16 protein-coding genes and 2 pseudogenes are annotated in these 24,629 nt (G+C 68.7%); 4 read left to right on the forward strand and 14 right to left on the reverse strand.

Annotated features, from left to right (window positions below; genetic code table 11):
* Positions 1-588 precede the first annotated feature (588 nt).
* Together ACN9M0_RS36095 and ACN9M0_RS36100 are read right to left on the reverse strand one after the other, a co-directional pair.
* Positions 589-1,014 (reverse strand): hypothetical protein, encoded by a 426-nt coding sequence (locus tag ACN9M0_RS36095; protein ID WP_366040936.1) that lies wholly within the window; start codon positions 1,012-1,014, stop codon positions 589-591.
* A 76-nt stretch (positions 1,015-1,090) separates the two neighbouring features.
* Positions 1,091-1,720, reverse strand: a complete 630-nt coding sequence (locus tag ACN9M0_RS36100) for a hypothetical protein (protein ID WP_426404979.1) — start codon at positions 1,718-1,720, stop codon at positions 1,091-1,093.
* Between the two features lie 750 nt (positions 1,721-2,470).
* Between ACN9M0_RS36100 and ACN9M0_RS36105 the strand changes: the two genes are divergently transcribed.
* Positions 2,471-2,995, forward strand: coding sequence for an SMI1/KNR4 family protein (locus tag ACN9M0_RS36105; protein ID WP_366040934.1), 525 nt, complete (start codon positions 2,471-2,473; stop codon positions 2,993-2,995).
* 26 nt (positions 2,996-3,021) lie between these two features.
* Here ACN9M0_RS36105 and istB read toward each other — a convergent pair whose 3' ends face one another.
* The 11 genes and pseudogenes from istB to ACN9M0_RS36160 all read right to left on the reverse strand — a co-directional run bounded on the left by istB (position 3,022) and on the right by ACN9M0_RS36160 (position 18,227).
* On the reverse strand, positions 3,022-3,813 hold the full coding sequence (istB, locus tag ACN9M0_RS36110; RefSeq protein WP_426404980.1) for an IS21-like element helper ATPase IstB: 792 nt from the start codon (positions 3,811-3,813) through the stop codon (positions 3,022-3,024).
* Positions 3,810-4,115, reverse strand: a complete 306-nt coding sequence (locus ACN9M0_RS36115) for a hypothetical protein (RefSeq protein ID WP_366040932.1) — start codon at positions 4,113-4,115, stop codon at positions 3,810-3,812. The genes istB and ACN9M0_RS36115 overlap by 4 nt, the downstream gene beginning before the upstream one ends.
* 26 nt (positions 4,116-4,141) lie before the next feature.
* Positions 4,142-4,957, reverse strand: coding sequence for a Mu transposase domain-containing protein (locus tag ACN9M0_RS36120; protein ID WP_366040931.1), 816 nt, complete (start codon positions 4,955-4,957; stop codon positions 4,142-4,144).
* Positions 4,958-4,993: 36 nt separating this feature from the next.
* Positions 4,994-5,308: a GNAT family N-acetyltransferase gene (locus ACN9M0_RS36125; RefSeq protein WP_366040930.1), complete on the reverse strand. Its 315-nt coding sequence runs from the start codon at positions 5,306-5,308 to the stop codon at positions 4,994-4,996.
* Positions 5,265-7,988 (reverse strand): tyrosine-type recombinase/integrase, encoded by a 2,724-nt coding sequence (locus ACN9M0_RS36130; protein WP_426404981.1) that lies wholly within the window; start codon positions 7,986-7,988, stop codon positions 5,265-5,267. Before ACN9M0_RS36130 ends, ACN9M0_RS36125 begins: the two co-directional genes overlap by 44 nt.
* Positions 7,988-9,220, reverse strand: a complete 1,233-nt coding sequence (locus tag ACN9M0_RS36135; protein ID WP_426404982.1) for a tyrosine-type recombinase/integrase — start codon at positions 9,218-9,220, stop codon at positions 7,988-7,990. The genes ACN9M0_RS36130 and ACN9M0_RS36135 overlap by 1 nt, the downstream gene beginning before the upstream one ends.
* Positions 9,221-9,532: 312 nt before the next feature.
* A pseudogene (locus tag ACN9M0_RS36140) lies at positions 9,533-9,830 on the reverse strand (IS21 family transposase); the annotation flags it as partial.
* Positions 9,831-10,293: 463 nt separating this feature from the next.
* On the reverse strand, positions 10,294-12,567 hold the full coding sequence (locus ACN9M0_RS36145; protein WP_426404983.1) for a hypothetical protein: 2,274 nt from the start codon (positions 12,565-12,567) through the stop codon (positions 10,294-10,296).
* 514 nt (positions 12,568-13,081) lie between these two features.
* Positions 13,082-16,774 (reverse strand): S8 family serine peptidase, encoded by a 3,693-nt coding sequence (locus ACN9M0_RS36150; RefSeq protein ID WP_426404984.1) that lies wholly within the window; start codon positions 16,772-16,774, stop codon positions 13,082-13,084.
* Between the two features lie 317 nt (positions 16,775-17,091).
* Positions 17,092-17,716, reverse strand: a pseudogene (locus ACN9M0_RS36155) (integrase core domain-containing protein); the annotation flags it as partial.
* A gap of 103 nt (positions 17,717-17,819) precedes the next feature.
* Positions 17,820-18,227 (reverse strand): winged helix-turn-helix transcriptional regulator, encoded by a 408-nt coding sequence (locus tag ACN9M0_RS36160; RefSeq protein WP_366040922.1) that lies wholly within the window; start codon positions 18,225-18,227, stop codon positions 17,820-17,822.
* A gap of 139 nt (positions 18,228-18,366) precedes the next feature.
* On the opposite strand from ACN9M0_RS36160, the gene ACN9M0_RS36165 reads away from it, so the two are divergent.
* From ACN9M0_RS36165 to ACN9M0_RS36175, 3 genes are all read left to right on the forward strand, one after another.
* On the forward strand, positions 18,367-18,897 hold the full coding sequence (locus tag ACN9M0_RS36165) for an SRPBCC domain-containing protein (protein ID WP_426404985.1): 531 nt from the start codon (positions 18,367-18,369) through the stop codon (positions 18,895-18,897).
* A gap of 439 nt (positions 18,898-19,336) precedes the next feature.
* Positions 19,337-20,545 (forward strand): glycosyltransferase, encoded by a 1,209-nt coding sequence (locus ACN9M0_RS36170; protein ID WP_426405380.1) that lies wholly within the window; start codon positions 19,337-19,339, stop codon positions 20,543-20,545.
* A gap of 409 nt (positions 20,546-20,954) precedes the next feature.
* The gene (locus ACN9M0_RS36175) at positions 20,955-23,807 is read left to right on the forward strand and encodes a glycosyl hydrolase family 95 catalytic domain-containing protein (RefSeq protein ID WP_426404986.1); all 2,853 of its coding nucleotides are present in this window, start codon (positions 20,955-20,957) and stop codon (positions 23,805-23,807) included.
* 70 nt (positions 23,808-23,877) lie between these two features.
* Here ACN9M0_RS36175 and ACN9M0_RS36180 read toward each other — a convergent pair whose 3' ends face one another.
* The gene (locus tag ACN9M0_RS36180) at positions 23,878-24,585 is read right to left on the reverse strand and encodes a FadR/GntR family transcriptional regulator (RefSeq protein WP_426404987.1); all 708 of its coding nucleotides are present in this window, start codon (positions 24,583-24,585) and stop codon (positions 23,878-23,880) included.
* Between the last annotated feature and the right edge of the window lie 44 nt (positions 24,586-24,629).

Below are 24,629 nucleotides of genomic sequence, written 5' to 3' on the forward strand. Positions count from 1 at the left end.
TTTGGTTGCAGCGGGGACCGGGGGAGGGGGGGTGGAGCCGCCGCGTCGCGCAGAAGCGGCGCGAGGCGGTCGGACGCGGTCCGGATCCCGGCCGCTGGTTCCCTGCCCGGGGAAGAGACGTCCCGGAACCGCGCGTCCCCGGGCGTCCTTGTCGTTGCCGCCGGCGGGGACGACGATTGAGGTTCACCTGCAGAATTCGCAGTGTCGTCTACCTGTTGACGGGTGGGGTCTCTTGAACCTGAGGCGGGGTGTGCCGTCGGCAAAGCGTGGACCGATGACGGCGGTGTCCATGAGATTCACTCTCTGAAACGCCGAGCTGCGAGGGCTGCGAGGTCGGTGCCATACCCCCGGTGCTCGTACGGGATGCCGGTGGGTTGCATCGGGAGTGAGGGTGCGTTTCGACTGGCGATCCCGTCCCATGCCGAGAGGGGGCCTGACGCATGTTTCGGCTGGTCAGACGCCTCAAGTCCTGCCTCTAGAAGAAGCCGAGCTAGTGTGTGGACCACGCTTCGGTAAAGCGTGTAGGCATGGCTGTGAGGACGTCCCTCTTCGTTTGCCTCCTCCCCTTGAGCAAGCAGGTCGATCAGTTCATGGCCAGTGATCTCCGGCAGGAGGACGGTGGCGGCGTCGATGAGGTTGCCCGAGGCGCCGGCCAGCCACGCCCGCAATGCCGATCCGGCCTGCAAGACACCCGATGCCTTCGCCGGCTCTAGATCTTCTCTGTGCTGATCCAGCATGGCGCGGACAATCCGGTCGTCGTTGGTCGTTGAGCGCATCGATAAACAGCGTGAAGCGCGCGTCGCTTGCCGCGCCCGCAGCATCCATTGCCTGCAGTAGGACCTCGTGTGGAAGCGCCCCGAGCCCCAACTGCTGGGCAATCTGCGTCAAAGGGTCCACAGCCGACAACTGTTCAGCGAAGATCGTCAGCGAGGGGCGCCCTTGTTCCAGCGCACGACGGGTGGCATCCACCAGAAGATGGGTCTTGCCCTGTCCCGCCTCGCCCAGCAGCACCAAGCGCCCACCTTCAGCTGCTCGGGCCGCGTCGTTGAGACAGAACGTCCGCAGTTGCTCCGCCCGCCGCCGCGCTCCGTCAATGGATGAGGTGTCCTCTCGCGACCAACGTCGGGAGCCGGCCTCCTTCTCCTCGGGGGGTCGCCGAATGTGCTGCCTCGTTGGACATATCCTGCATCTGTCGGCCCGCCTCCTGAGCCATTGACAGAAGTCGGGCCACGTGCGCAGCCGCATTGGCCATTGCCGAGGCCGGCATCCACCCCGGGCCAACCTCGCGTACTACCGAGAGCAAATCAAGGGCACCTTCGGTCGCCTCGGCAACCGCGTCGGACATCTGCGCGTACAGCTCGTTGAATGGTGCTCTGCCCGCTTCATACAGCCCGGCAGGTAGGACTCGTGTCAGCGAGGGCACTCCAGGCATAGCGTCCACGAGATCCTGCGCACACGCTTCCAGGCGCGCACGGAACGTCGATGACAAGGCGCAGCCGTCGATGACTGATGCGATCGGCAACGCCACATGATGCTGGGGGGTGTAGCGGTCGTGGGCGGTGTGCTCTGCAACTCGGTGTCGCTCACGCAGCCACTCCGAGCCCAGCGCACGCTGCTCGAAGAAGAACCACTGACGCCCTTCGTTGCCCGGTTCCAACAAGTGCTCCAGCAGGTGGCCACCATCCAATAGGTCGATGTCGATGTCCCCAACGCCAGGCAAATCGCGCTTCCACTTGGCGACCTCGTCGTTCCAGCGCTGTCTGGCCCCCTCGTACCGGCCTGCCCTTGACCTTGTGTGCCGGGTCAGGCAGGTCGAACGGGACCCAGAACGTCAGTCGGACGACGTTCCGCACCCCGCGGTTTCGGCCCACCGCTGCGACGCTCTCGCAAGCGAGGGGCAATAGCCGCTGGACGTCATGAACGAATTTGACCTGGTGGCCGTGGCACCGCCCATCAGAGGCCTTGTCGTACCACTCCACACCCCCGTCGGGCGCAGCGGTCTTGACCGTCACCCACCCAGGCGGGGCAGCGCCCCGCAGCTGAAAGCACAGCTTCTCGAAGGCACGATCCTGACTGCCAGCCCACGAACGGATGCTGAACCAGTCGAACGCATGCGTGGCCCCGCCACCGGACACCGCTGCCCCCTTGACTGAACGAACGCGGCAGCGGAAATCGCCACGTGAGAGCATCTTGCCTCACGCTGCAGGTGGCCACTGCCCCCCCGCACGTGGCTACGGCCACCGGGTTTCGACGCCCAGCTACCGTGCCAGGTGTCCACGTCGTTGGGGGAGCATCGCATCGCGCTGGCGGCGGTCGCCGCCAGGTCCGCCTGGCTATGCCAATGGCTGTGGGAGGCGTTTGTCGATGAGTTGAGGTGTCACTCGAGGTGCCTGGGAGCCTTGAATATCGACGCGTTTTGAAGTCGTCCAGACGTTCGATCGCCCGTCCGGATGGGCCGTAGGATGCGTTTGTGGCGCGATTCAATGAGGTTAAAGCGACGTTCTGGGGCGACGGCCTCTATGGAGTTCAGCCGCCGTTGACCGACGTGGCGGTCCGGGACGCTGAGGTTGAGTTGGGGGTTCGTTTGCCGTCCTCGTTCCTGGAGCTGCTTCGGGGCCAGAACGGCGGCCTGGTGGCGGACCGATGGGACGCGTTCCCGACTGATGTGCCGACTTCATGGAGCGAGGACCATGTCCCGCTCGACATGGTGATGGGCATCGGCCGTCACGATGATCAGTCGTTGCTGGACTCGCCCTACTTGGTGAAAGAGTGGGGACTGCCGTCCCCGCTCGTCTTGCTCTCGGGCGATGGGCATTGCTGGATCGCACTCGACTATCGGGTCTGCGGCCGGCAGGGTGAGCCGTCGGTAGCGTGGTTCGACGCGGACGGGAAGTCGGAACTCACCCTGGCTGCGGACTTCAGAGCATTCGTGGAGGGCCTCACGTCTGCTGCGTCCTTCGATGCCGACGGTCCAGACGAGAATCCGCCAGCGTGATGACCCGGTTCGGCTGATCCTGCTCTTCAGCTCGCGACTGAGTCCGTCTGAGCCTTGGTGTGTGCGAGGCGGTAGGACTCGGTGCCCGTCTGGATGATGTTGCCGCCGAAGGTCAGGCGGTCGACGATGGCCGCGCAGAGCCGGGGGTCGGTGAAGGTCTTGGTCCACCCTCCGAACGATTCGTTCGAAGCGATGGCCACGCTGTTCCTTTCCTCGCGTTCGGTCAGAACCTGGAAGAGGAGTTCGGCGCCGCGGCGGTCGAGTTCCATGTAGCCGAGTTCGTCGATGCAGAGCAGGTCGACGCGGCCGTAGCGGGCGATCGTCTTGGTCGGCTGCTTCTCGTCGGCTGCCTCGACGAGCTCGTTCACGAGCTTCGTGGCAAGGGTGTGGCGGACTCGGTAGCCCTTCATCGCAGCCGCGGTGCCCAGCGCGATCAGCAGGTGGGACTTGCCGGTTCCGGAGTCTCCGATCAGGCAGAGCGGCTGGCTTTTGCGGACCCATTCGCACTTGGCCAGCGTGTGGATGGCCGCCGGGTCGACGTTCGGGTTGGCGTCGAAGTCGAAGGCCCGCAAGGACTTGTCGCGGGGAAAGGCTGCGGCCTTGATCCGACGCTCGGACCTGCGCCGGGCCCGATCGTCGCACTCGGACATCAGGAGCTCGGCCAAGAAGCCCCTGTAGGACATCTGCTCTCGGGAGGCCGCGGCCGCGAGGTCGGGAAACTGGCTTCGGATGGTGGGCAGCCGCAGCATGCGGCATGCCTGGTCGATCGCGGTGGTAGCAGCTTCTTCAGTGAGTTCGCGCTGGCGGGGGACGGTCATGTGGCTTCTCCCTGGCTGGTGCCCTGGCCGACGGTCCGGCGGCGGTTGATTAGTTGGTCGTAGGCGGCCACCGAGGGCAGAGGCCGGGTGTCAGGCGGCAGATGGGTCAGCCGGTAGTCGGCGAGGAAGGTCACCGTCGCGTGCTCCTCGACGGGTGGGGCAGGCACCTCGGGTGCGGGAGCCTGGGGCGCGGGGGCGTCGCCGTCGGCGGCCCTGCGGGCCTCCAGCGCGACCGCGTCCGCCGTCAGAGCGCCGGCCCGGAAGGCCTCTGCCAGGCCGGCGACCACGTGCTCGTGGCGCATATGGCGCCCCAGAAGCAGCACCTGGATCAGTGCCCGGGTGCCTTCGGCGTCCCCATGAGCTGACCGGACCGCGGCCCACCAGTTGTCATGGACGGGGGTGAACCTGCCGGCCGAACGGGCCTGCTCCAGTGCGATCGAGCCGGGGAAGGCCCCCGCTTGCGGATGAGAGCTTCGAGGTACTGGTCCAAGACCAGTTGGGAGCCGCCTCTGGTGCTGAGGCGCTCGTGCCGGGCGACTTCATTCCGGCCGTCGTAGACGATGAGGTCGTTGGCGTTGAGGAGCACCCGGACCGACTGGCCGATCAGCCTGACGGGGACCGAGTAGCGGTTGGAGCGGACTGTGACCTGGCTGTAGCGGTCCACTCGCGGGGTGAACCAGCGGCCCGTTTCGAACGGCTCCTCCGGCAGAGGTTTCAGTCGTGACTGTTCAGAGCGGAAGTACTCGCCGATCGTGTGGGGGCGGGAGCTGATCCGGCGGGCCTCGTCGTCAATGTCCCACTGGTCGACCATCGCGTTGAGCTGGGCCAACGACTCGACGACGGGCACGGGAACGAAGTGGTTGCGCCGGAAGTACCCGACCTGGCCCTCCACTCCGCCCTTCTCGTGGGCGCCATCGATCCCGGGCCGGCAATAGAACGCGTCGACGCCCCAGTGCGAGCGGAACTGGGTCCAGCGCTCGGCCTCCACCCGCATCCGGCCCAGACCGATCACCCGGGAGACCGCGGCCTTCAGGTTGTCGTAACGAACCCTTCCGCGGGGGACGCCTCCCAGGGTTTTCAGCGCGTGGACGTGGCCTTCGATGAACGCCTCCTGGCCGCAGGAGGCGAAGACCCTTCTCTGCACTAAAAGAGGGTGGAAACGTCGATGATGCCGAAGCGGCTACTGCTGATCTTCGGTGCGATAGACCTTCAGGCCCCGGCGCTGATAGTTGCGCAGTGCATTCGGATGGTCATGCGAGCACGTGTGCAGCCAGACCCGGCGTACTGCTTCAGCCTCCACTGCCTCGCTCGCCCATGCCTGTTGGATGGTCAGGGTCAGTGCAGGACCACCGAGCCCTTTGCCGATGTACTCCGGCAACAGCCCAAAGGTGGTGATCTCCACGTCCCCACCAGGCTGGGGCTCTATCGAGGCGACCCCGGCGGTCTCGTTCTCAAGAGTGATGAGCCAGAACTGACGCAGCGGACGCGCCAGCATTAGCTCCCTCCACCCTTTCTCGGAGCGGGACGCGCTTCCCCACCCGTAGGACCCTCCGACCAGGGCATGGGCAGAGTGCATCAGCGGCAGGGTCCCCTCGACGCGCTGAAGTTGGAGGGCCGGCACTACCTCGCCGCGTCGCAAGTCGCTGCGGTGGTTCATTTCCAGGTAGGTAACAGTCTTTCCCATCCCGGCAGGTTACCCATCGCGTTCTCATCAGAAGGGTGGAGGTCCCTGTCAGCGGCCTCTCGCCTATGCCCGCGATCAGATCCCACGCCCGGGGCATCGGTCTCACGTGGCCGCAGTTGGCGTGATGTCGTTGGGCGGGGACTTCAACTGAGTGCTCCAACGCCGGCTTCCCCGTGACCGGCTTGGGCTCGCATGCGTTCGGCCTGCCGTTTCTTGTCGGCGATGTGTCGCAGGCTCTCCTGCAGGCCGGCGACTTCGCCGAGCCACTGCATCCGCTGGGCCTCCCCGAGGCGCTGGCGGGTGTTGGTCTCGATCTCCAACAATCGGGGTTCCTGGGCCAGGTCGAGGCGGAGCATGGGGCACCTGACACAGGCGTTTTCATGCTGGCAAGGGGTCCCATAAGGCCGGTCGCAGGTGCCGAGGGCGACCTTGCGGAGGCTGAAGTGGTCGCGGAAGTCCTGCCACTCGGTGTCGCTGGGCTCGCGGTACTCCTCGCTGGGGCGGTGGGTCCGGCTTGGTCGACGAACTGCCGGTAGTGGCGGATGACCTCCTCGGGATAGACGGCGACGTAAGCCTGAGTGGTGTTGAGTTCCAGATGTCCGAGGAGCTTCGCAGCGATGTGGATGGGCAGGCCGCCGTTGACCGTCTCGGTCGAGAAGATTCTGCGGAAGTCGTGCGGCGTGAACGTCAGCGGTGTCCCGTCGACGTCGACGGTGCCAGCTCGTAGTGCATGGTCGGTGAGGAGCTCGCGGATCCGGTTGGGGGAGATGACCTGCAGTCGGTGTTGGGAGGGGCACTGGAACAGGTGGGGCATCGGTGGGCCGAAGACCCGCTCGTAGCCGTCGTACCGGGTCAGCAGCGGCACCCGGTCGCCGGTGCCCTTGACGCGGCGAATGATCCGGGCGAGGACCGCGACCAGGTCCGGGTCGGCGGGGATGACGCGCTCGCGGTCGGTCTTGGACGGGCTGATCTGCAGCAGCGGGACTGTCTCGCCGGTCGGTGCCTGGTACTGACGCAAGCTCAGGTGGGTGAGCTCCAGCAGTTCCTCGATCCTGGCTCCGGTGCGTCGCAGGACCTCGATGCTCGCCCAGGTCCAGAACGCATTGTTCTCCTCGCATTCGGCATCGAACCGGGGACCTGGCTCGTCGACGGGGGCGAGGAACAGCGCGGTGGGGCGCCAGTTGCTGCCGTTGCGGCCGGTGCGTCGATAGCGCGTCCCTTCGACGGTGAACTCGTCTCCCGGTGTCGCGGAGCGGGCCGCCTGCAGCAGGAGCGTCGCGCGCTGCAGCCGGGCCTCGGCAGCGCGGACCAGCCGCGGCAGGACGGGGACCAGGGTGCGGGTGCGCTGCTGCATCCGCCCCTGCCGGTGCCGGGTCTCCTTGATGTAGCCGCGGATGTCGGCCTCACTGATCGGGCAGGGGGCGGCCCAGGCCGCCCAGCGCGCCGGGTCCTCCATCGACCACTGCGAGAGGTCCAGGTAGAACGAGCGGACGGCCAGGAACACGGCGTGGGCGGTGCGGCGCGGTCGCCCGTCGGGCAGGACCCGGACGCGCTGCTCCCATGCCTGGGCCACCTCGTCGGGCAGATCGAGCGAGGAGATCGCCGGGTGGTGGCGTTGCAGGTCGCCCCAGAAGAGGTCGGCCAGCGTCTGGGCGTGGTTGACCAGGGAGCCGTAGTCCAGGACGGAGGATCGCTCGGCGATGTAGTGGACGAGCACGTCGCGGACCGCGCGGTTGGCGATCGGGTGGCGGTCGATCAGCTCGGCGGGGGTGAGCTGGCCGCGGGCCCGGGCCTCGCGCAGGGTCGGTGGCGAGTCCTTGAGACCGCCGACCGTGTGGAGGATGTCGTAGGCGAGGGGCAGCGCCATCACCGTGCGGCCGTTGTCCCGACGGGCCTGGGCGTAGTCGGCGAAGTCCTCCAGGTCGAAGGTAAGCAGGTCCTTGCCGGTGACGATGCTCATGCGGGTGAGCACGTTCAGGGCCTCGGTCGCGTGCTCGTCGCAGCGCTGTTCGCCGACGAGCTGCCCCAGTGCCGCGAACAGCGTCGGCTGGTTGTGGCGACGGTAGGCGTCGTAGACGCCCAGAAGGCGGCTGCCGAAGAGCCAGCCGTAGGAGGGCCGAATCACCTGGAGGACGATCAGGGTGCCGAGACCGGCGGGGAAGCGCGATCGGGTGCCCGCGCTGAGCCCCTGCGGTCCCCAGCCAGAACCCAGGTCATCGGAACCGCTCAGCAGCCAGCGGTCCTGCCAGGTGTCGGCGGGGAACCCCTCCAGCCAGTCGAAGATACGCGTCAGCGAGAGCTGCTGGCGCCACAGGTTGCGGACAGTGGGCTCGCTCAGCAAGTTCTCGGCCAGGCAGGCAAGTTCGTCACGATGCGCGGGCGACTGCTCGATGCTGCCGGTTGTACTCCGCGGTTCCGGCAACGCGGCGGTGAGGAGGGCGGGGTCGCGTGGACTGACCGGGGTGCGGGCCACGCGTCCGTGCCGGGTCATCAGCGGTTCCCGAAAACGTCGGCAAGGTCGTCCGGGTCATACGTCCAGCCGGTCAGCGGCCGCGCTGGCGGCTTGGGGCGCGTGTAGTGCTCGTGGACCTTGGCGATGACCTCGTCGATCCTGGGCCGCAGGTGGGTGCTGGTCGTGGTGATGCGCCGGTGGCGCATCACCTGCTGGGCGTCGACCAGGGTGATGGCCGGGTCCTCGATCAGGCGCAGACACAGGGTGTGCCGCAGGTCGTGCAGCGTGATGTTCGCCCCGATCCGGGCGTTGATCCGGTTCAGCACCGCCCGCAGGGCGGTGTAGGTCAGCGGGCGCGTCGGTCCGCGCAGGGTCCACCACACCGGCTCCTCCGGGGCGGGCCGGTGGCCGTCCTGAGCCAGCTCGCCGAGGTAGAGCGCCAGCCAGGAGAAGGCCTCCGGGGAGGCCGGGCAGGCTTCCTTTGCCCCGCCCAGGCCCTTGGTCTGCACATAGATCCGGCCCTCGCCCGGGTGGACGTCGCCGATCGTCGTACCCAACATCTCGGCGGCGCGTGCGCCGCTGGACAAGAACATGGAGAACAGCGCCCGGTCGCGGTGGCAGCCCAGCGAGGTGAACAGGTCCTCGACGACATCGCCGGGGACCGCACGGGGCTCGCGGTCGACCTGCTTCTGCCGGTAAGCGCCGCGACGGTGCAGCCGGAACGGCTCCAACGGGTTGTGATGTGCCTCCAGCCGGCGCCCGTCACGGGACTGCGGTGGCACCGGGGAGACCAGCGGACCTTGCCCAGTCTGCAGATGGTGGTCGTAGAACACCGTCAGCACCGACACCGCGTGGTTGATGGTCGCCGAGGCATAGCCCGACCTCAGGTACGGCTTGCCGGTGCGCGCGTTCAGCGACCCCGGAGCGGGCGCGTCCGGCCGGCGCCGGTCCCGCGCCGGGTTGTGGCCCGTCCGCAGCCATAGGACGAAGTCGCGGACGTCCGCACGCTTCGCACGATTCCATTCGACGTCCACTGCGGCGAGGAATCGGAACCAGCGCAGCAGGTCAAAGGCGTAGGAACGGCAGGAGGCCGGAGTGTTGCCGCAGGCCAGCAGCTCCCGCAGGAACTCGCTTGCCGGTGCGATCGGCCGCCCCGCGCCGTCGAGCACCGCCCAGGGCAGGGTGGCGGCAGTGGTCGACTCCACCCTGCCGACCCGGGGCACCACCAGGCCGGACACCTCGCGTTCGGGTAACACCACACGGTGATCCATTGCGTCTCCGTTCATCGGGAACTTCCCGAACGGAGACTCCTCGCCCTCACCAAGCCGACACGTAGGACACGCCGATAGTGCGGTCAACGGGTCGATGGACCGCCTTGCCCGAGTACGACAGGCGGAAGGAGAACAGGTAGCAGCGGGTGGGGACCCCGGCCAGCATGATGTGCACGTCCCCGAAGTCGACCTCCGCTTCCGCGCCGGGGATGTGGGACTGCGGGATGAACGCCACCTCCGGGCCCCGGCCGGCCAGCAGCTGGATCTGCTTGCGGCGGCCGGCGGCGTAGGAACGGACCATCTGGTACGAGATCTCGTAAGCCCCGTGCTCGTCGACCAGCCGGTCGAAGATCCGTTTCGCGGTGTGTTTCTGCTTCGGCGGCGCGTCCAGATCCGCCTGCAGGAAGCCGTCGATGATCCGTTTGTAGGGGTCCAGCCGGGTCGTCCGGGGGCGGTGTTTCTTGCGTGGCTCCGGCCACTGCGCGTCCAGAGCCCTACGAACCGTCCGCCAGGTCACGCCGTACTTGTGCTCCAGCGCACGCATCGAAATGCCGCCCAGACGGTGGTCACGACGGATCGCCGCGTACAGCTCGACCTTCGACTTCGGCATGGGCATGGGAGCCCCCAGTGGGAGAAGCACACCCAGCGTCCCACCACAAGACTTCAACTGCCGTCAAAACAAAGCAACATCACCAGGGTCGGTCAGGATCGCCTCCCGCAACCGCCAACAAACGCCTCCCGCAATCATCGACATAGCCATCCGCCCGAACTGCCGGAGCGCATCGGCGGGCGGGGCGAGGGTAGGCATAGGCCGGTCCGGGATCTATCGCATGCGGTAGCGCGCCTGGAGATCGTCGGCGGGCATGCCCCGCCGCTGCGCGCGTTCCTGCTGCTCGGCATCCGGCCCGAGCCCATCGGGGGGCGGCGCGTCATCGAAGGCGAGTTCGGGGGTTCCGAGTCTGTCTCGATGTCGTGAACCGGACCGAATGGTGCCGGGCCCAGGCCGGAGATGCCGACAAGGCCGGGTGACCCGCGCGTTGCCATGAACGGTGCCTCCCTGCTGTTGGGGAGAGTCAGCTGGCCTGGCGCGGCGTCCCACAGATTGCCGTCGGTGTCTGTGTGGAGGCTTCCGATCCAGGCGGTGCGCCGGTCGCAGGTGGGGTGTCGTCCCTGGAGCAGGTCCCGCACCTGGTTCGGCCTCGTCGGAGGTTGGCCAAGGTCACCGTGGCTTTGGTCCCGCACGCACAGCGGCAGCGCCACCGATCGGTGGTTTTGCCGGGGTAGGTCTCCAGGGGCTCGAACCCGGCCTGGCGGACCTCGGCAGCGGCCTTCGCCGGATCAGTTCGGCCGCCGGCCCGGGGGCACTTCTTGCACCCCGTCGTTCCTGACCGGACGAAGGACAGACGCGTCAGGACGTCGTTCCCGCAGGTGCAGCGGCAGGGCCATGGGTCCGTGGCCCGGCCGGGGTAGGGCTCCAGCGGTTGGAACCCGGCCGCGAGCATCTCGGTCTCGGCTTGCTCGGGGTTCGATGACTTGGAGGAGCAGAAGCGGCAGCGGCTCCCTCCGTTGTTGACGTTGGAGTAGGTGGGGGTGCTCTCGCGGCCGCATGTGGTGCAGCGGCAGTGCCAGGGGGTCTGACTGGTGCGGTAGGGCTCCAGTGGTTCGAACCCGGCCGCGCGCATCACTTCAACCGCCTTGGGGGCGGTCGCGGCGGCACGTTTGGCCTGGGCCGCTCTGGTGCGGCAGATGCGGCAGCCCTGGCCCCCGTTGCGTACGGCGTTGAAGGTGGGTCGGCCTACGTGCCCGCACGTGGTGCACCGGGAGGGCCAGGTCGCGTTCGTACGTCCCGGGTAGGGCACGAGCGGCTCGTATCCGCGGGCGCGCATCTCCTCGGCGGCAGCCTCCGCGTCGAACATGAAGGCGGCCCGGGCCCGGGTACCCGCCCTCGGAGCGTAGGCGCCGGGTGAGCGGCGGGTCTCCTCCTCGACCATGGTCCACACCTCGCCAGCGGTGACGCGGTCGGTGGAGCAGGTCTCGCTCCATCCGTTCGGCATGACGTCCTTGGTGAGGAACGGACACAGCTTGGCACCGCGCAGGCGGTCCAGGACGGCCTGTTCGACGTCGTAGGCGGCGGCGCCGGTCGTGTAGTCGCGGGCCCGGTACAGATCCCATCCCTGGCGCTCGTGCTGCAGGAGGCGGGAGTTGTAGCCGGTGCATGCGCCGATGCCGACCTTGACCGCGTTCCACTCCCGGTGGGTGATCACGTAGAGCTTCGCCGGCCCGGCCAGGTCGATGCCGTGGGTGGCGCACATCCGGCAACCCTTGCCGGTACGGACTCCGGTCAGCCGAAGATGTACGTCGTGCCCAATCGGGCAGCGGCACAGCCACCGCTTGTCACTGCCGGGGTAAGGCTCCAGCGGCTCGAATCCGGCCGCCCGCATCTCGGCCGCGCACGCGGAAGGGTCGAGCGGCGCGCTTCCCGCGCAGTGGCCGCAACGGTGTCCGCGGCCCTTGACGCCGGAGTACAGGGGCTTCGACTCCTTCCCGCACGTGGTGCAGCGGCAGTGCCAGCCCACCGAAGAGCCGGGATACGGCTCTAGCGGCTCGAAGCCGTGCGCCCGCATCAGAGCGGTGGCCTCGGCCGCATCGGTACGGCGGGCGGCAGCCCGCTGCTTGCACCCCTCCGCCCGGCAGATCGGACACGGGTCGTAACCGCTGCGGATGCTCGACGCCTTCACCCGCACCACCTCGCCGCACGCCGCGTGACGGCAGCTCCACGGCGTCGCGGCAGACAGATACGGTTCCAGCGGCTCGTACCCCGCCCCGCGCATCGTGGCCTCCGCCTTTTCGGCGTTGGCCTCGCGCTGCCGCCGACCGCGGGCCCTGCGGTTGCACGTGGCGCAGCCCGACGTGACCCCCGCCTTGATCAGGTTCCGGACCGCGGACAGCCGTGGTGTGCCTACGGTCCCGCACGCGGTGCAGCAGCAGCGCCACGGCTTACCGCTACCGGGGTAGGGGTCCAGCGGCTCCAGACCGACGGACCGCAGGTCTGCCTCGGCTCGCTCGGCCCCACCGGCGCGCTCCTGGAAGATCGCCCGGCGGCTCTCCTTCGCGCACTCCGTGCACCCGACCCGGCCGGCGCTGAGGTACGCCGGTCGCGGGAAGACGATGCTTCCGCACGTCAGGTGCCGGGACCGCCACGGCTTCCCGCTCCCGGGGTACGGCTCCAGCGGCTCGTATCCGGCCGCCTGCATCGCGGCGGTGTGCTTGGCTTCGGCCGCTTGACTGCGCAGGCGCACTGCATCCCTGTGGTCGGAGACAGAACTGCGGAAGGACGAGCGAGCCATGCGACGATTCTCGCGCTTCGGCGCGAGCAGCGAGACCTGGTTTGTGAACCTCCTCAAGAGTTGTCTTCTACGGGCACTGACAGTCCGCCGGGTAAGCGGTCTCCTCTCCCCGCAGCGAGTGGACGCAGGACGGCAGCTGACCGCTGCCAGCGCGATGGTCTTGGGACCAGTGGAGGGCCATGCGACAGAAGCGGCGATACGTGAAGCGCTTACCTACTTCCGCGGCACCGTGCTGTGGAACCTGCACCGTCCCGCTACGTCGTGCTACCACGCCTGTCAGAGGGTTGCCGCCTGGCTCACCGGACGGAAATCTGGTCCGTGACTGGTCCGCAGGTGTGCGCCGGGCGGCCGAGTCGACTACGCAACGTGATAAATCAGAGTCGGCCGCGGGTCCTTCTTCCAACCTCCGTGTTCCATTGCATGTCCTCGGGGCTGGTGAATTGGTGAGGTCCCAGTGCCGCGAAAGGCGCCGCACGGGAGTCCCGTGCGGCGCCCCAACTGCTGGCGGGTCGCGTTACTTCAGTGCATACGCCCGGGTGACGGTCTGGACCGTGAGGTTGCCCGCCTCGTCCCAGACCTCGGCCTTGATGCTGACGTAACCGTTCGAGCCGGACAGTTCCGCGTTGGTGAACCGTGCCCTGAAGGAGTTCTCGTCGGCCCGGTCGACATCGACACCCTTCCAGGTGGCGCCGTCGTCGTAGCTCACGGAGAACTTCGCCCCGGCCATCCGGCTGTCGCCGGTGAAGCCCATGGCGCGGGAGGCGTCCACGGTGATCGTGGAGTGGGTGCCCGCGGCCACCTCGTTGAACAGGGAGGCGTTCATCCGGTAGTCGAGCTGGATGACGGGCAGCGCCTCGCAGACGGTCGCCTGGGGGATGACCGACGTGCAGTCGGGCGCCTCCATCGACGTCGGTGCCGCGGAGGTGAAGCGGTACTCGGTGACGACCCTGCCGCCGAGTCTCACTTCGCTGTCGGTATGGGTGTCGGTGGAGACGAAGGCGTAGTCGGCCTTCTCCGGCACGAGAATCCTGGAGGTGTCGGTGATCTGCTCACCGTTGCGGTAATACGTCCAGGCCCGGCGCAGGCCGAATTCCGTCGAGTGTGTCGGGTCGCTGTCGCCGCCGAGACCCGGATCGAAGTTGGAGCCCACGTCGGAACGGCAGAACGAGCAGGCGGAGCTGGGCGCGACGGACGGATGCTGCACGGGTGCCCACCAGTGCGCGGCGACCGAGGTCCCGGGCTGGTAGCTGCGCGCCGTCTCTCTCATGCGCATTGCCGAGGGGCTGAGGCGGGAGGAGGAGACACTGGCTCGGTAGGTGAGGTCCGGACGGGCCAGCCTGTAGTCGTCGCGTTCGGTGCCCAGCTGGATGGTGCGCCACCACCGGGCGGGGGTCCAGGGGGCCGGCCCCCAGGAGTCCGTGACGTAATGGGTGGTCTTTTTGGCGCCGTTGCTGTGGAACGAGTTGCGGACCTTGGCGTAGTCGTCCTTCGTGCTCGGGATGGACAGGTTCGCCGGGATACCGGTGTTCCAGTCGTACTCGCCCGCGTACTGGTAGCGCGACTCCTTGACGCCCCGGACGGCGATCGTGGTCCGGCCGGCCGCGACATCGGAGGTGAGCCTGCGGCCTTCGTCGTAGGGGACGGCGAAGTAGGGCACGTTCACTCCGTCGAGCCACAGGCTGAGGAACTCGTCGTCGGTGGGGGCGAGGACGATCGCGGCGGCGCCGGCCGCCTCCACGCGCTTGATCACAGGGCCGTTGCGGAGGAAGTTGTCCAGGTGCAGAAGGGCCGCTTTGCCCTTGAGGTCGAGTCCCGCCAGGTCCTCCTCGGTTCCGGCGCCGACGTCCATCAGGTCATAGCTGCTGTGGCCGTCGAACCGGCTGAGATAGATGGAGGTCATGGCCGTCAGTGCATAGGAGTCCGGCCGGGTCACCGATGCCCGGATCAGCGGCTCGCGGCGGGTCTCGTAGAACGAGGCCCACAGCTCGCCGTCACCCTTCTCCGGTGCCTCGACCGGGATGGCGCCCGCGTGCTGCTCGCTCATGGTCAATCTCGTCGCGGTATAGCCCTGCAGGAGGCTCTTGTCCTCCCTCGCGCGGTAGAGCGTGTGTGAGTAGTCCGAGGTCTCCAGGGGCCGCTCTTCGTCGCGCACGTCCAGCTTGAAGTCGGTGGCTTTGGTGCCGTCGACGGTCACCTCGACGTCATGGGAGGTGAGGTCGATCGCCGGAAGGGCGTAGAGATCGGTGGCGTAGTACGTGATGTCGTCCCGCCCGCTTCTCTGGGTGGCCACCTCGCCCATCATGCTGTAGCGCTGTGCGGGCAGGCGCAGTTCGAGCTTGTCCGTGTTGCCGACCCCGGACTTGGTCCTGCCGGCGCTCATCCCGTTGAGGAGGTAGCTGAACAGGCTCGGCTGCTGGCCCCTGCGGTCCTTGAAGTGGACGGTGAGATTGTACTTTTCGATCTCCTTGTCCAGGCCGACGGCGGTGTGCGCGGTGGCGCCCGACGAGCTGGTCAGGGTGAGGGTGCCGCTGGTCTGGCCGGTCGCGACGAGGTTCGGGTCGAGGGTGACGGTGATCTCGGCGCTGGCGCCCGCCGCCACCTCGACCGGTCCCGGGACGGTGACCGCGCCCTGCGGGATGTTCCCGCCGATCGCGGGGGTCACGGTGGTGGCGCTGTCGGTGGTGTTGGTGACGGTGACGGTACGGGTCTCCTTGTCGAACGTCCCCTTCTGCCACTCGACCAGCCCGAAGTCGGCCGTACCGGACAGCTCCAGCGCCGGGTCGAGCGCGGCGGGGACGTCCACCCGGCCGTTGCCCTGCTGGTAGACGGAGTAGGCACTGCTGGGCTTGGCGTGCGCGGTGAGTGCCGCCTTGATGCGCTGACCGGTCCAGTCCGGGTGGCGCTGGGCCAGCAGAGCGGCGGCGCCCGCGACATGGGGGGTCGCCATCGACGTGCCGTTGGCGGCGGTGTAGTTCGCGTCGAGGGGCCTGCCCATGGCCGTGCCGGCAGCGCGAGCCGCGACGATACCGACGCCGGGCGCGGTGATCTCGGGCTTGATCGCGCTGTCGACCACGCGCGGGCCGCGGCTGGAGAACCCGGCGAGGTCATCGGAGCTGTCGACCGCGCCCACAGTAAGCGCGGAGTCGGCCGTGCCGGGGCTGCTGAGGGTGCTCGCGCCGGGACCGGAGTTGCCGGCGGCGACGACGAACAGAGTGCCGGTGGTTGCCGACAGCCGGTCCAATGCTTGAGTCATCGGATCACGGGGAGAGTCGGCGAGGCCGCCGAGGCTCATGCTCACCACATCGGCGCCCTGGGCCGCGGCCCACTCCATGCCGTTGATGATCCACGAGAACTGACCGCCGTTCTGGTCGGCGAGCACCTTACCGACCAGGAGGTCGGCTCCGGGGGCCACGCCCTTGTACTTGCCGCCCGAGTTGGCGCCGCTGCCCACGATGGTGGAGGCGACATGGGTGCCGTGGCCGTGTCCGTCCCGGACCGTGGCGACACCCGGCACAAAGCTGGCGGTGGCTGTCACTCTGTCCTTGATGTCGGCGTTGCCCAGGTCCACGCCGGTGTCGAGGACGGCGACCTTCACGCCCTTTCCGTCCACGCCCTTCGCCCAGGCCTCGGGAGCGCCGATCTGCGCCACGCTCTTGTCGAGGGATGCCTTGACCTTCCCGTCGTACCAGAGGCGGGAGACCCTCGATGCGCTCGGGGCGACGGCTGTCCTGCCGTGCCGGGTCGGCTCGGAAACCGGTTTGACGGCCTGCCAGAACTGTTCGGCGTCCTTCTTGTCGACCTTCTCGGCCGCCATGTCGATGGATTCCAGCAGCGCACCGCGGCCGGCCGCGGGTAGTCTTTCGGCGCGGGCCTTGAGGGTGGCGTCCGACGGCTTGTCCGCGTAGCCGACGATCACCGGCAGGCTGTCCGTGCGGGAGTCGGCGTAGCCGTCCTTGATGAGCCGGGTGACATTGAACAGCTCGCGGTCGACGGCGTCGGAGGCGATGGCGTCCATCGCGTCCTCGGGGATCACATACATGGCCCCGTCAGGGCCGGACATCGTTTTGAAGCCCTTGCTCGGGCCTTCGGTGTCGGCAAAGTGCACCGACTGCCTGCCCCCTGAGTCCTTGACGACATCGATGGTGTCGCCGGTGACCAGGGTGATCCGGGTCGTGGTGGCCCGGTCGGCCGATGCTGCGGGCGACACCAGTCCTGTGTACTGTTCCGAAGCCCCGGCGGAAGCTGTCAGACCCGGCAGCGCGGCGACAGCGGTCAGCGCCACCCCCGTCGCCGCAAGTCGTCTGTATATAGTTCCTCTTGGGTTGTTCACGTGATCCCCTTTAGCTCCTTTTTGCGCCCTCGAGGCAACGCATTTGTTGTCCTGTGGGGGCGGGAGTGGCGGTCGGCTGTGCCGGGCCAGTGTCTTCGGGGGATCACCTTCCGGAGCAAGATGCCGATGCTGCCTGAATCCGGCATGGCAGGAACCAGACAGAACTCCACGCATGTGCATCTGCCGGAGCTTGATCACACCGGCGTCTGGGTCTTCTGCTTGAGGCGTTCGTAGGGCGTCTGCCCGCCGAGGGCGCCGTGGGGACGGTGGTAGTTGTAGTAGTCCTCCCACTCTCGCGGCTTGTCGTTGAAGACGCCGGTGTCGTCGACGACGACGCCGGCGAGCATGCGGTAGAACTCCTCGGCGTCGATGCGGTGAGAGCGCTCGACCTTGCCGTTGAGGTGCGGTGATGCGGGCTTGATGTAGGTGTGGGCGATGCCTTGTCGAGGACGTTGCAGTGGAATGCGGACTGCAACTCGGCGCCGTTGTCGGTCTGGATCACCTCGACGCGGAACGGCAGGCGCTCGCGCACGTAGTCGAGGAAGTGGACGGCGGTCTTCTGGTCGCACCTCGGATATTTCCGCAGCAATCGCAGCCGGGTGCAGCCGTCGATAGCGGTGAACTGGGAGAACTTCGCCCGCTTCCTTCGTTTCGAAAGGGTCCCGGTCACCGGAGCTGCGGCGGGGGCTGCTCCGGAAGGCCGATCGGTTCGATGAACTTCGCTTCGATCTGGACGCGGTTGCCGGGCTGCTGCTTCTCGTAGCGGGTGCAGCGCTTGTCGTGCCGCTTGTAGCGCTGGGAGGCCGGCAGTCGGTTCATCCCTGGCTTCTTGAGATTGCAGTAGACGGCGGAGCAGGTGGAGAACGCTTGCCGCCTCCTCGGTGGGGTGGCTGAGCAACGGGGCGCCCTCCGGCCCGCCGCTTCACCGTGCCGCGGAATCGCCCAGGTCGAACTCGTCGCGGTTACGGACGATCTCGGCCTGGTGGTCCTGCACCCAGTGCACGACGTGTGTGATGGCGTCGCTCAGTGACCGGCCCAAGGGCGTGAGCTCGTACTCGACCCGAGGCGGTACTTCGGCGTAGGCCGTCCGCAGCACCAGGCCGTCACGGGTCAGCAGTCGCAGCGTCTGGCTCAGCATGCGCTGGGACACCCCGGCGATCCGACCGTGGAGCGTCGTGAAGCGCAGCGGCCCGTCGGCGAGGTTGGTGATGACCAGGACGGTCCACTTGTCCCCGACACGGGCAAGCACATCACGTACGAGCTCGATGGTCGACACGCACTCGGGGCTCAGACCCGCGGCCTCCGCTTGCGCACCTGGCGTGGATCCCATGGGTCTGTTCCCTTCGAGTGCGTAGCTGACTTCGAAGTGCGTGAGGGCGAGGTCTTGATCGCAGTGTCCGCGCCCCCGTTACATACGGATAGTAACCAAGGACATTCCCCTGTCCCGCCTCCATGTCTGTGAGGGAAGCATGCCTCTGGAACCCGTTGCACCGGCTTCGACCATTGACGGGACCGTCGATGGCGCGATCCCGAAGGTACGGCACGACACCTTCACCGTGGAGCGGCACCTGGCCGCAGCCCCCGGTACGGTTTTCGGGGCCTTCGCCGACACTCCGGCGCGGCACCGATGGTTCGCGTTGCCAGGCCGTCAGGTTTCCTACGACCACGACTTCACAGTGAACGGCGGTGAGACCGCATCGAGTGTCTTCACGATCGCGGGCTCTGAGCCGGAACGACTCGCATACGCTTCCCGGTACCTCGACATCGTGCCGGCCTCGAGAATCGTCTACACGTACACGTCCCGCGTGGACGACGTCGCGCGGTGGGCCTCGCTGGTGACTGTCGAACTGCAACGGGTGGACGGCGGCACCCACCTGCGTTGGACCGAGCAAGCGGCCTTTCTGACCCCGTCCGCACGGCCGGAGCACGACCTCCCCCACCTGCGCGGCGCCACCCGACTGCGGTTGAACGGTCTGCCGGCAGCGTTGCAGCCGATGTGATACCGGCCGCTTCGGGAGTCCTGTCGCCCAGCGGCAGGTAGCGAAGCGCCGCGGCCTGCCGATCACGTGCCTTCGGTCTCCTTCAATCGATTCGGCGTCCCACCCCGACCGTGAACGCCGCGGCTCCGGCACCTACAGGCCTCACCGCTTCGAGGGAGGAGAGGAAGAGGAGGCGTTCACGGGCTTGCGCGCGGCACTCCACGTGGCTCAGCGCCCGCCGACGGCGCACCTTGCTGCGATCACCCGGCCTTCGATGGCGACCGCGTGCTGTCAGGCCTCCATCGACTCCGCCCCGCTCCACGCCTGGTCTCGTCGGGGCACCCGGAGGACTGCGTACGGCCGTGCCGGCTTTGCTGGAGGGCAACCGCGTGCGGTGGGGGCAGGTCTTCTGTGGTGACGGGTCCGGGTGGGGCACACTGGCGGCGTGCGCATCGTGATGATGACGGCGGGATCACGGGGTGACGTCGCGCCGTACACGGGTCTGGGTGCCGGTCTCGTACGGGCCGGGCATGACGTGACCCTGGCCGCGCACGGGGTGTTCGAGCCGCTGGTGGCGGGGTCCGGGGTGCGCTTCCGTCCACTGCCGGTGGACCCCCGTGCCGAGCTGCACTCCGCGCGGGGCCGGCGGCTGCACGACGCGAGGACCGGTGCGGGGAAGCTCGTACGGCTGGCGTCCATGGCCCGGGGCGCGGTCGACGAGATGACGGCGGCCCTGGTGGAGGTGGCGCGGGAGGGCGAGGTCCTGCTGGTCGGCGGGGCGCTGGGGCCGCTCGGACACGCCATCGCCGACGGCCTGTCGGTGCCCGCCCTGGGGCTGCACCTCCAGCCGCTGCATCCGACCGGGGAGTTTCCCGCCCCCGTCCTGGGGACGCGCTCCCTGGGCACGATGGGGAACCGGTTGAGCGGACGGGTCGTCATGACGACGGTGGAGCTGCTGTTCTCCGACGCCGTACGGTCCCTGCCTCGGCACGGGATCGTGACGACGGACCGGTCCCGGGGGCGGCGGGCGCGGCCGTTGCTGCACGGCTACAGCGAGCTCGTCGTCCCCAGGCCCCGGGACTGGCCCGCCGGGCTGGAAGTGTCCGGGTACTGGTGGCCGCACGAGACCGGGCAGTTGTCCCGGGAACTGGAGGACTTCCTCGCCGTCGGACCTCCACCGGTCTTCGTCGGCCTGGGCAGCGCCACCGTTCCCGATCCCGAACGGGTGAGCCGCGAGATCGTCACCGCGTTGCGCGCGGCGAAAGTGCGCGGGATCGTCCAGCGGGGCTGGGCGGGGCTGGATGCCCGGGGCGACGACATCCTGACAGTCGACGAGGTGCCGCATTCCCTGCTGTTCCCCCGGACGGCCGCCGTCGTCCACCACGCGGGCGCGGGCACGACCGGCGCCGTCCTGCGGGCCGGGGTGCCCAGCGTGCCGGTGCCGGTCCAGTTCGACGCGGCGTTCTGGGCGTCCCGGCTGACCGCGCTGGGCACCGCCCCCGGGGTCGTGCCGCTGCGCCGGCTCACCTCCGAAACCCTGGCCGGGGCCCTGCGCCGGGCGACGGAGGACGGCTCCCACCAGGAGCGGGCCCGCGTGCTGGCCGACCGCCTGGCCGTGGAGGACGGCGTCGCGCCGGTGCTCGCCGCGCTCGCCCGGGTGGCACGCTGACCGCTTGCCCGCCGCCACCTCGGCGTGGTTGACCGACTGCACAGCGCATGCGCGAGCGAGCCGTGACCTCGACGAACGCGGGTGCGGCGCTGGTCCTGTTCTTCCTTGCCGCTCGCAGGGCAGCTCGCAGAGGCACACCCCGCGACGCCGGCCGGCCCCGGCTTTTGACCGTCGGGGCGGGTCGGGTCCGAGGTGGGCCGCCTCTCCGGCGGCATCGGTTCTGCCTGCCGCGTGACTAAAAGAGATCCGATGATTCTTTTGATGCCGGAAACGCGAGTGGCATAAGGGCGGTGTCTTGTGAATGCCGCTACATAGGTATTGCCCTATAGATCGGATGTATTGGAGACTCCGGTGCTGCAACCGAGCCCTTCGGACGGCCGCGCTCGGTTCGCTACAGGAGGCCTGAGAGATGAGACGACGATGGTGGAGGCCGGCCTGGGCCGGTGTTCTGACGACGGCACTGGTGGCGGCGGTCCTCGCCACCGGTGAGACGCCCGCCCTGTCGGCTGCCGCCGCACCCGACCCGTACACCCTCTGGTACGCGCAGCCGGCGGTGGACTGGGAGAAGGAGGCGCTGCCCATCGGCAACGGGGCCATGGGTGCCATGGTGTTCGGGGGCGTGAGTTCGGAGCAGCTGCAGTTCAACGAGAAGACCCTGTGGACCGGCGGCCCCGGCTCCCCCGGCTACGACTTCGGCAACTGGACCTCGCCCAGACCGACCGCGCTTCAGGAGGTCGTCGACGAGATCGATGCCAAGGGCAAGGCGGACCCGGGCTGGGTGGCGGGCAAGCTCGGGCAGCCCAAGACCGGTTTCGGCGCGCACCAGACCTTCGGCGACCTGCGCCTGGACATGGCGGGCGGCGGCGCGTCCGGCACCGGGTACCGACGGTCGCTCGACATCGCCGACGCCCTCGCCCAGGTCACTTACACCAGCTCGGGTGTGGCCTACACCCGTGAGTACTTCGCCAGTCACCCCGACAACGTGATCGCCGGACGGCTGAGCGCGAGCCGGCCCGGGAAGATGTCCTTCACCCTGCGCTACACCTCGCCCCGCAGCGACTTCGCCGCCACGGCGGACGGCGGGCGGCTGACCATCCGGGGCAGGCTCGCCGACAACGGCATGACGTTCGAGTCCCAGGTCCGCGTCATGACCGACGGTGGGACGGTCACCGGCGGCAACGGGCAGGTCAAGGTGACCGGTGCGAACAGCGCCACCTTCGTGATGAGCGCCGCCACCGACTACGCCCAGTCCTACCCGACCTACCGCGGGGCGGACCCGCACGCGAAGGTGACCGCCGCGGTCGACGCGGCCGCGGCTCGCTCGTACGACAGTCTGAGGGGCACTCACATCGCGGACCACCGGGCGCTGTTCGACCGGGTACGGCTCGATGTCGGCGGGGTCATGCCCGACAAGCCCACCAACCAGCTCCTGGCCGCCTACACGGGTGGCGGTTCCTCCGACGACCGCGCGCTGGAATCGCTGTTCTACCAGTACGGCCGGTACCTGCTCATCGCCTCGTCGCGGCCCGGGTCGCTGCCGGCGAACCTGCAGGGCGTGTGGAACAACTCCACCTCACCGCCGTGGAGCGCCGATTACCACACCAACATCAACGTCCAGATGAACTACTGGCAGGCCGCCCAGGCCAATCTCGCCGAGACCGCCGAGCCGTTCACCGCGTTCGTCGAGAACCTGAGGCAGGCGGGCACGGTCAGCGCCACGGAGATGTTCGGCTCTCCCGGCTGGGTCGTGCAGAACGAGACCAACCCCTTCGGGTTCACCGGCGTGCACGACTGGTCCACCGCCTTCTGGTTCCCCGAGGCCAACGGCTGGCTCGCCTCCCAGGTCTACGACTTGTACCAGTTCGACAAGGACCAGGCGTACCTGCGCGACCGGGCCTACCCGCTGCTCAAGGGCGCGGCCGAGTTCTGGCTGGCGAACCTGCGCACCGACCCCCGCGACGGCAAGCTCGTCGTGACCCCCAGCTACTCGCCCGAGCACGGCGACTTCACGGCCGGTGCCGCCATGGCACAGCAGATCGTCCACGGCCTGTTCACCGACACCCTCGCCGCCGCGAAGCAGCTGAACACCGACACGGAGCTGCAGGGCCGGCTCACCACCGCGCTCGGAAAGCTCGACCCGGGCCTGCGGGTCGGCTCCTGGGGGCAGCTCCAGGAGTGGAAGGCCGACCTGGACGATCCGGGCGACACCCACCGGCACGTCTCCCACCTCTACGCGCTCCACCCGGGCCACCAGATCTCGCCCGACACCGACCCCCGGTCCGCGGCGGCCGCCAGGGTCTCCCTGAACGCCCGGGGCGACGGCGGCACCGGCTGGTCCAAGGCCTGGAAGATCAACTTCTGGGCGCGGCTCCTCGACGGCGACCACGCGCACAAGCTGCTCGTCGAGCAGCTGCGGGGCAGTACCCTGACCAACCTGTTCGACACCCACCCGCCGTTCCAGATCGACGGCAACTTCGGCGCCACCGCCGGCATGACGGAGATGCTGGTGCAGAGCCAGAACGGCGAGATCCGGATGCTGCCGGCCCTGCCCACCGCCTGGCCGGCGGGCTCGGTCAGCGGCCTCAAGGCGCGGGGTGACGTGACGGTCGGTGCCACCTGGCAGGCCGACGGAAGCACGGAGTTCACCCTGACGCCGCACGACAGCGGGCAACTCGCCGTCCGCAGCGCACTGTTCACCCACGCGTACAGCTTGGTGGACACCACGACCGGTCAGACGCAGACGGTCTCCGCCTCCGGCGACCGGATCGCCTTCGCCGCGGTCGCGGGCCACACGTACCGCGTCACCGGGACACGCGCGGTGAGGCCGGAGAACGGCCGCACGTACACCCTGACCAGCATGTCCAGCGGCAAGGCGGCGGACGTCCGGGACGCCTCCACCGCCGACGGCGCCGCGGTCATCCAGTACACGCCGGCTGACGCCGCCAACCAGAAGTGGCGGCTCACCGACACCGGGAGCGGGACCCTCACCCTGGCCGCCGCACACAGCGGCAAGTGCCTGGAGGTGCCGGCCGGATCGACCGGTGCCGACGGCGCCGGCATCCGGCAGTGGGGCTGCTCGACCGGCACCAACCAGCAATGGCGCTTCGAGTCCGTCGGGCCCGATGTCTACCGGCTGGTGTCCGCCGGCGGCAAATGCCTGGACGTGCCGGGGGCCTCGACCGCCGACGGCGTCCAGCTGATCCAGTGGACGTGCAGCACCACGGCCGCCAACCAGAAGTGGAGACTCGCCCTGGCCGAGTGAGCCACCCATGGCGAACGGCGCCCGCCTTCCGGCGGGCGCCGTTCCTGTGTGTCGGAGCGCCGTCTCCGTGTCAGGGGGTGAGCACGGCGAGGCCGGGGGAGCCGACGGCCGTGCCGTCCGCCAGCCAGTGCTCGACGGCGGCGACATGCACGGCGCTGGCGCTCGCGGCGAGTGCTGCGTCACCCGCGGCGAGCGCGCGCCAGATGGCCTCGTGCTCGCGGTGGGCCTGCTGCCGGGCGGGCGCGTAGCGCGTCCCCCGGACGATGCGCAGCCGCTGGGTGTGGGTGGAGAGGATGCCGAGCAGGGTGGAGAGGACCGGGTTCCCGACCGCGTCGGCGATGATCCGGTGGAACTCCATGTCCAGCTCGACGAACTCCTCGATGCCGATGTCCGCGGCGCACTGGTCGAGGACGGTACGCAGCGTCCCCAGCTGTTCCGCGGAGAGCCGGCCGGCCGCCAGCGCGGTCACCTGGGGTTCCAGCAGACGCCGCACCTCCAGGAGCTGACGGGCCGTGTGGCCCTCGGAGACGTCGGCGGCGAAGGACAGCGATTCGAGGAGAATGTGCGGTTCGAGCCCGGAGACGTACGTCCCGTCGCCCTGCCGGGGGACCAGGATGCGCATCGCGGTGAGCGCCCGGACGGCCTCGCGCAGCGAGCTGCGGGACAGTCCGAGCTGGTCGGCGAGATCGGCTTCGTTCGGCAGCCTGGCACCGGGCCGGAGAGCACCGCGGACGATCATCTCCTTGATCTTCTCGATCGCCTGGTCGGTCACGGCCATCGTGGGGACTCCCTCGTGGGTGGGGTGAGGGGGACGGCAGGGAG

Origin of the sequence: Streptomyces sp. R-07 (assembly GCF_049913175.1) — a bacterium.
Classification (GTDB): Bacteria; Actinomycetota; Actinomycetes; order Streptomycetales; family Streptomycetaceae; genus Streptomyces.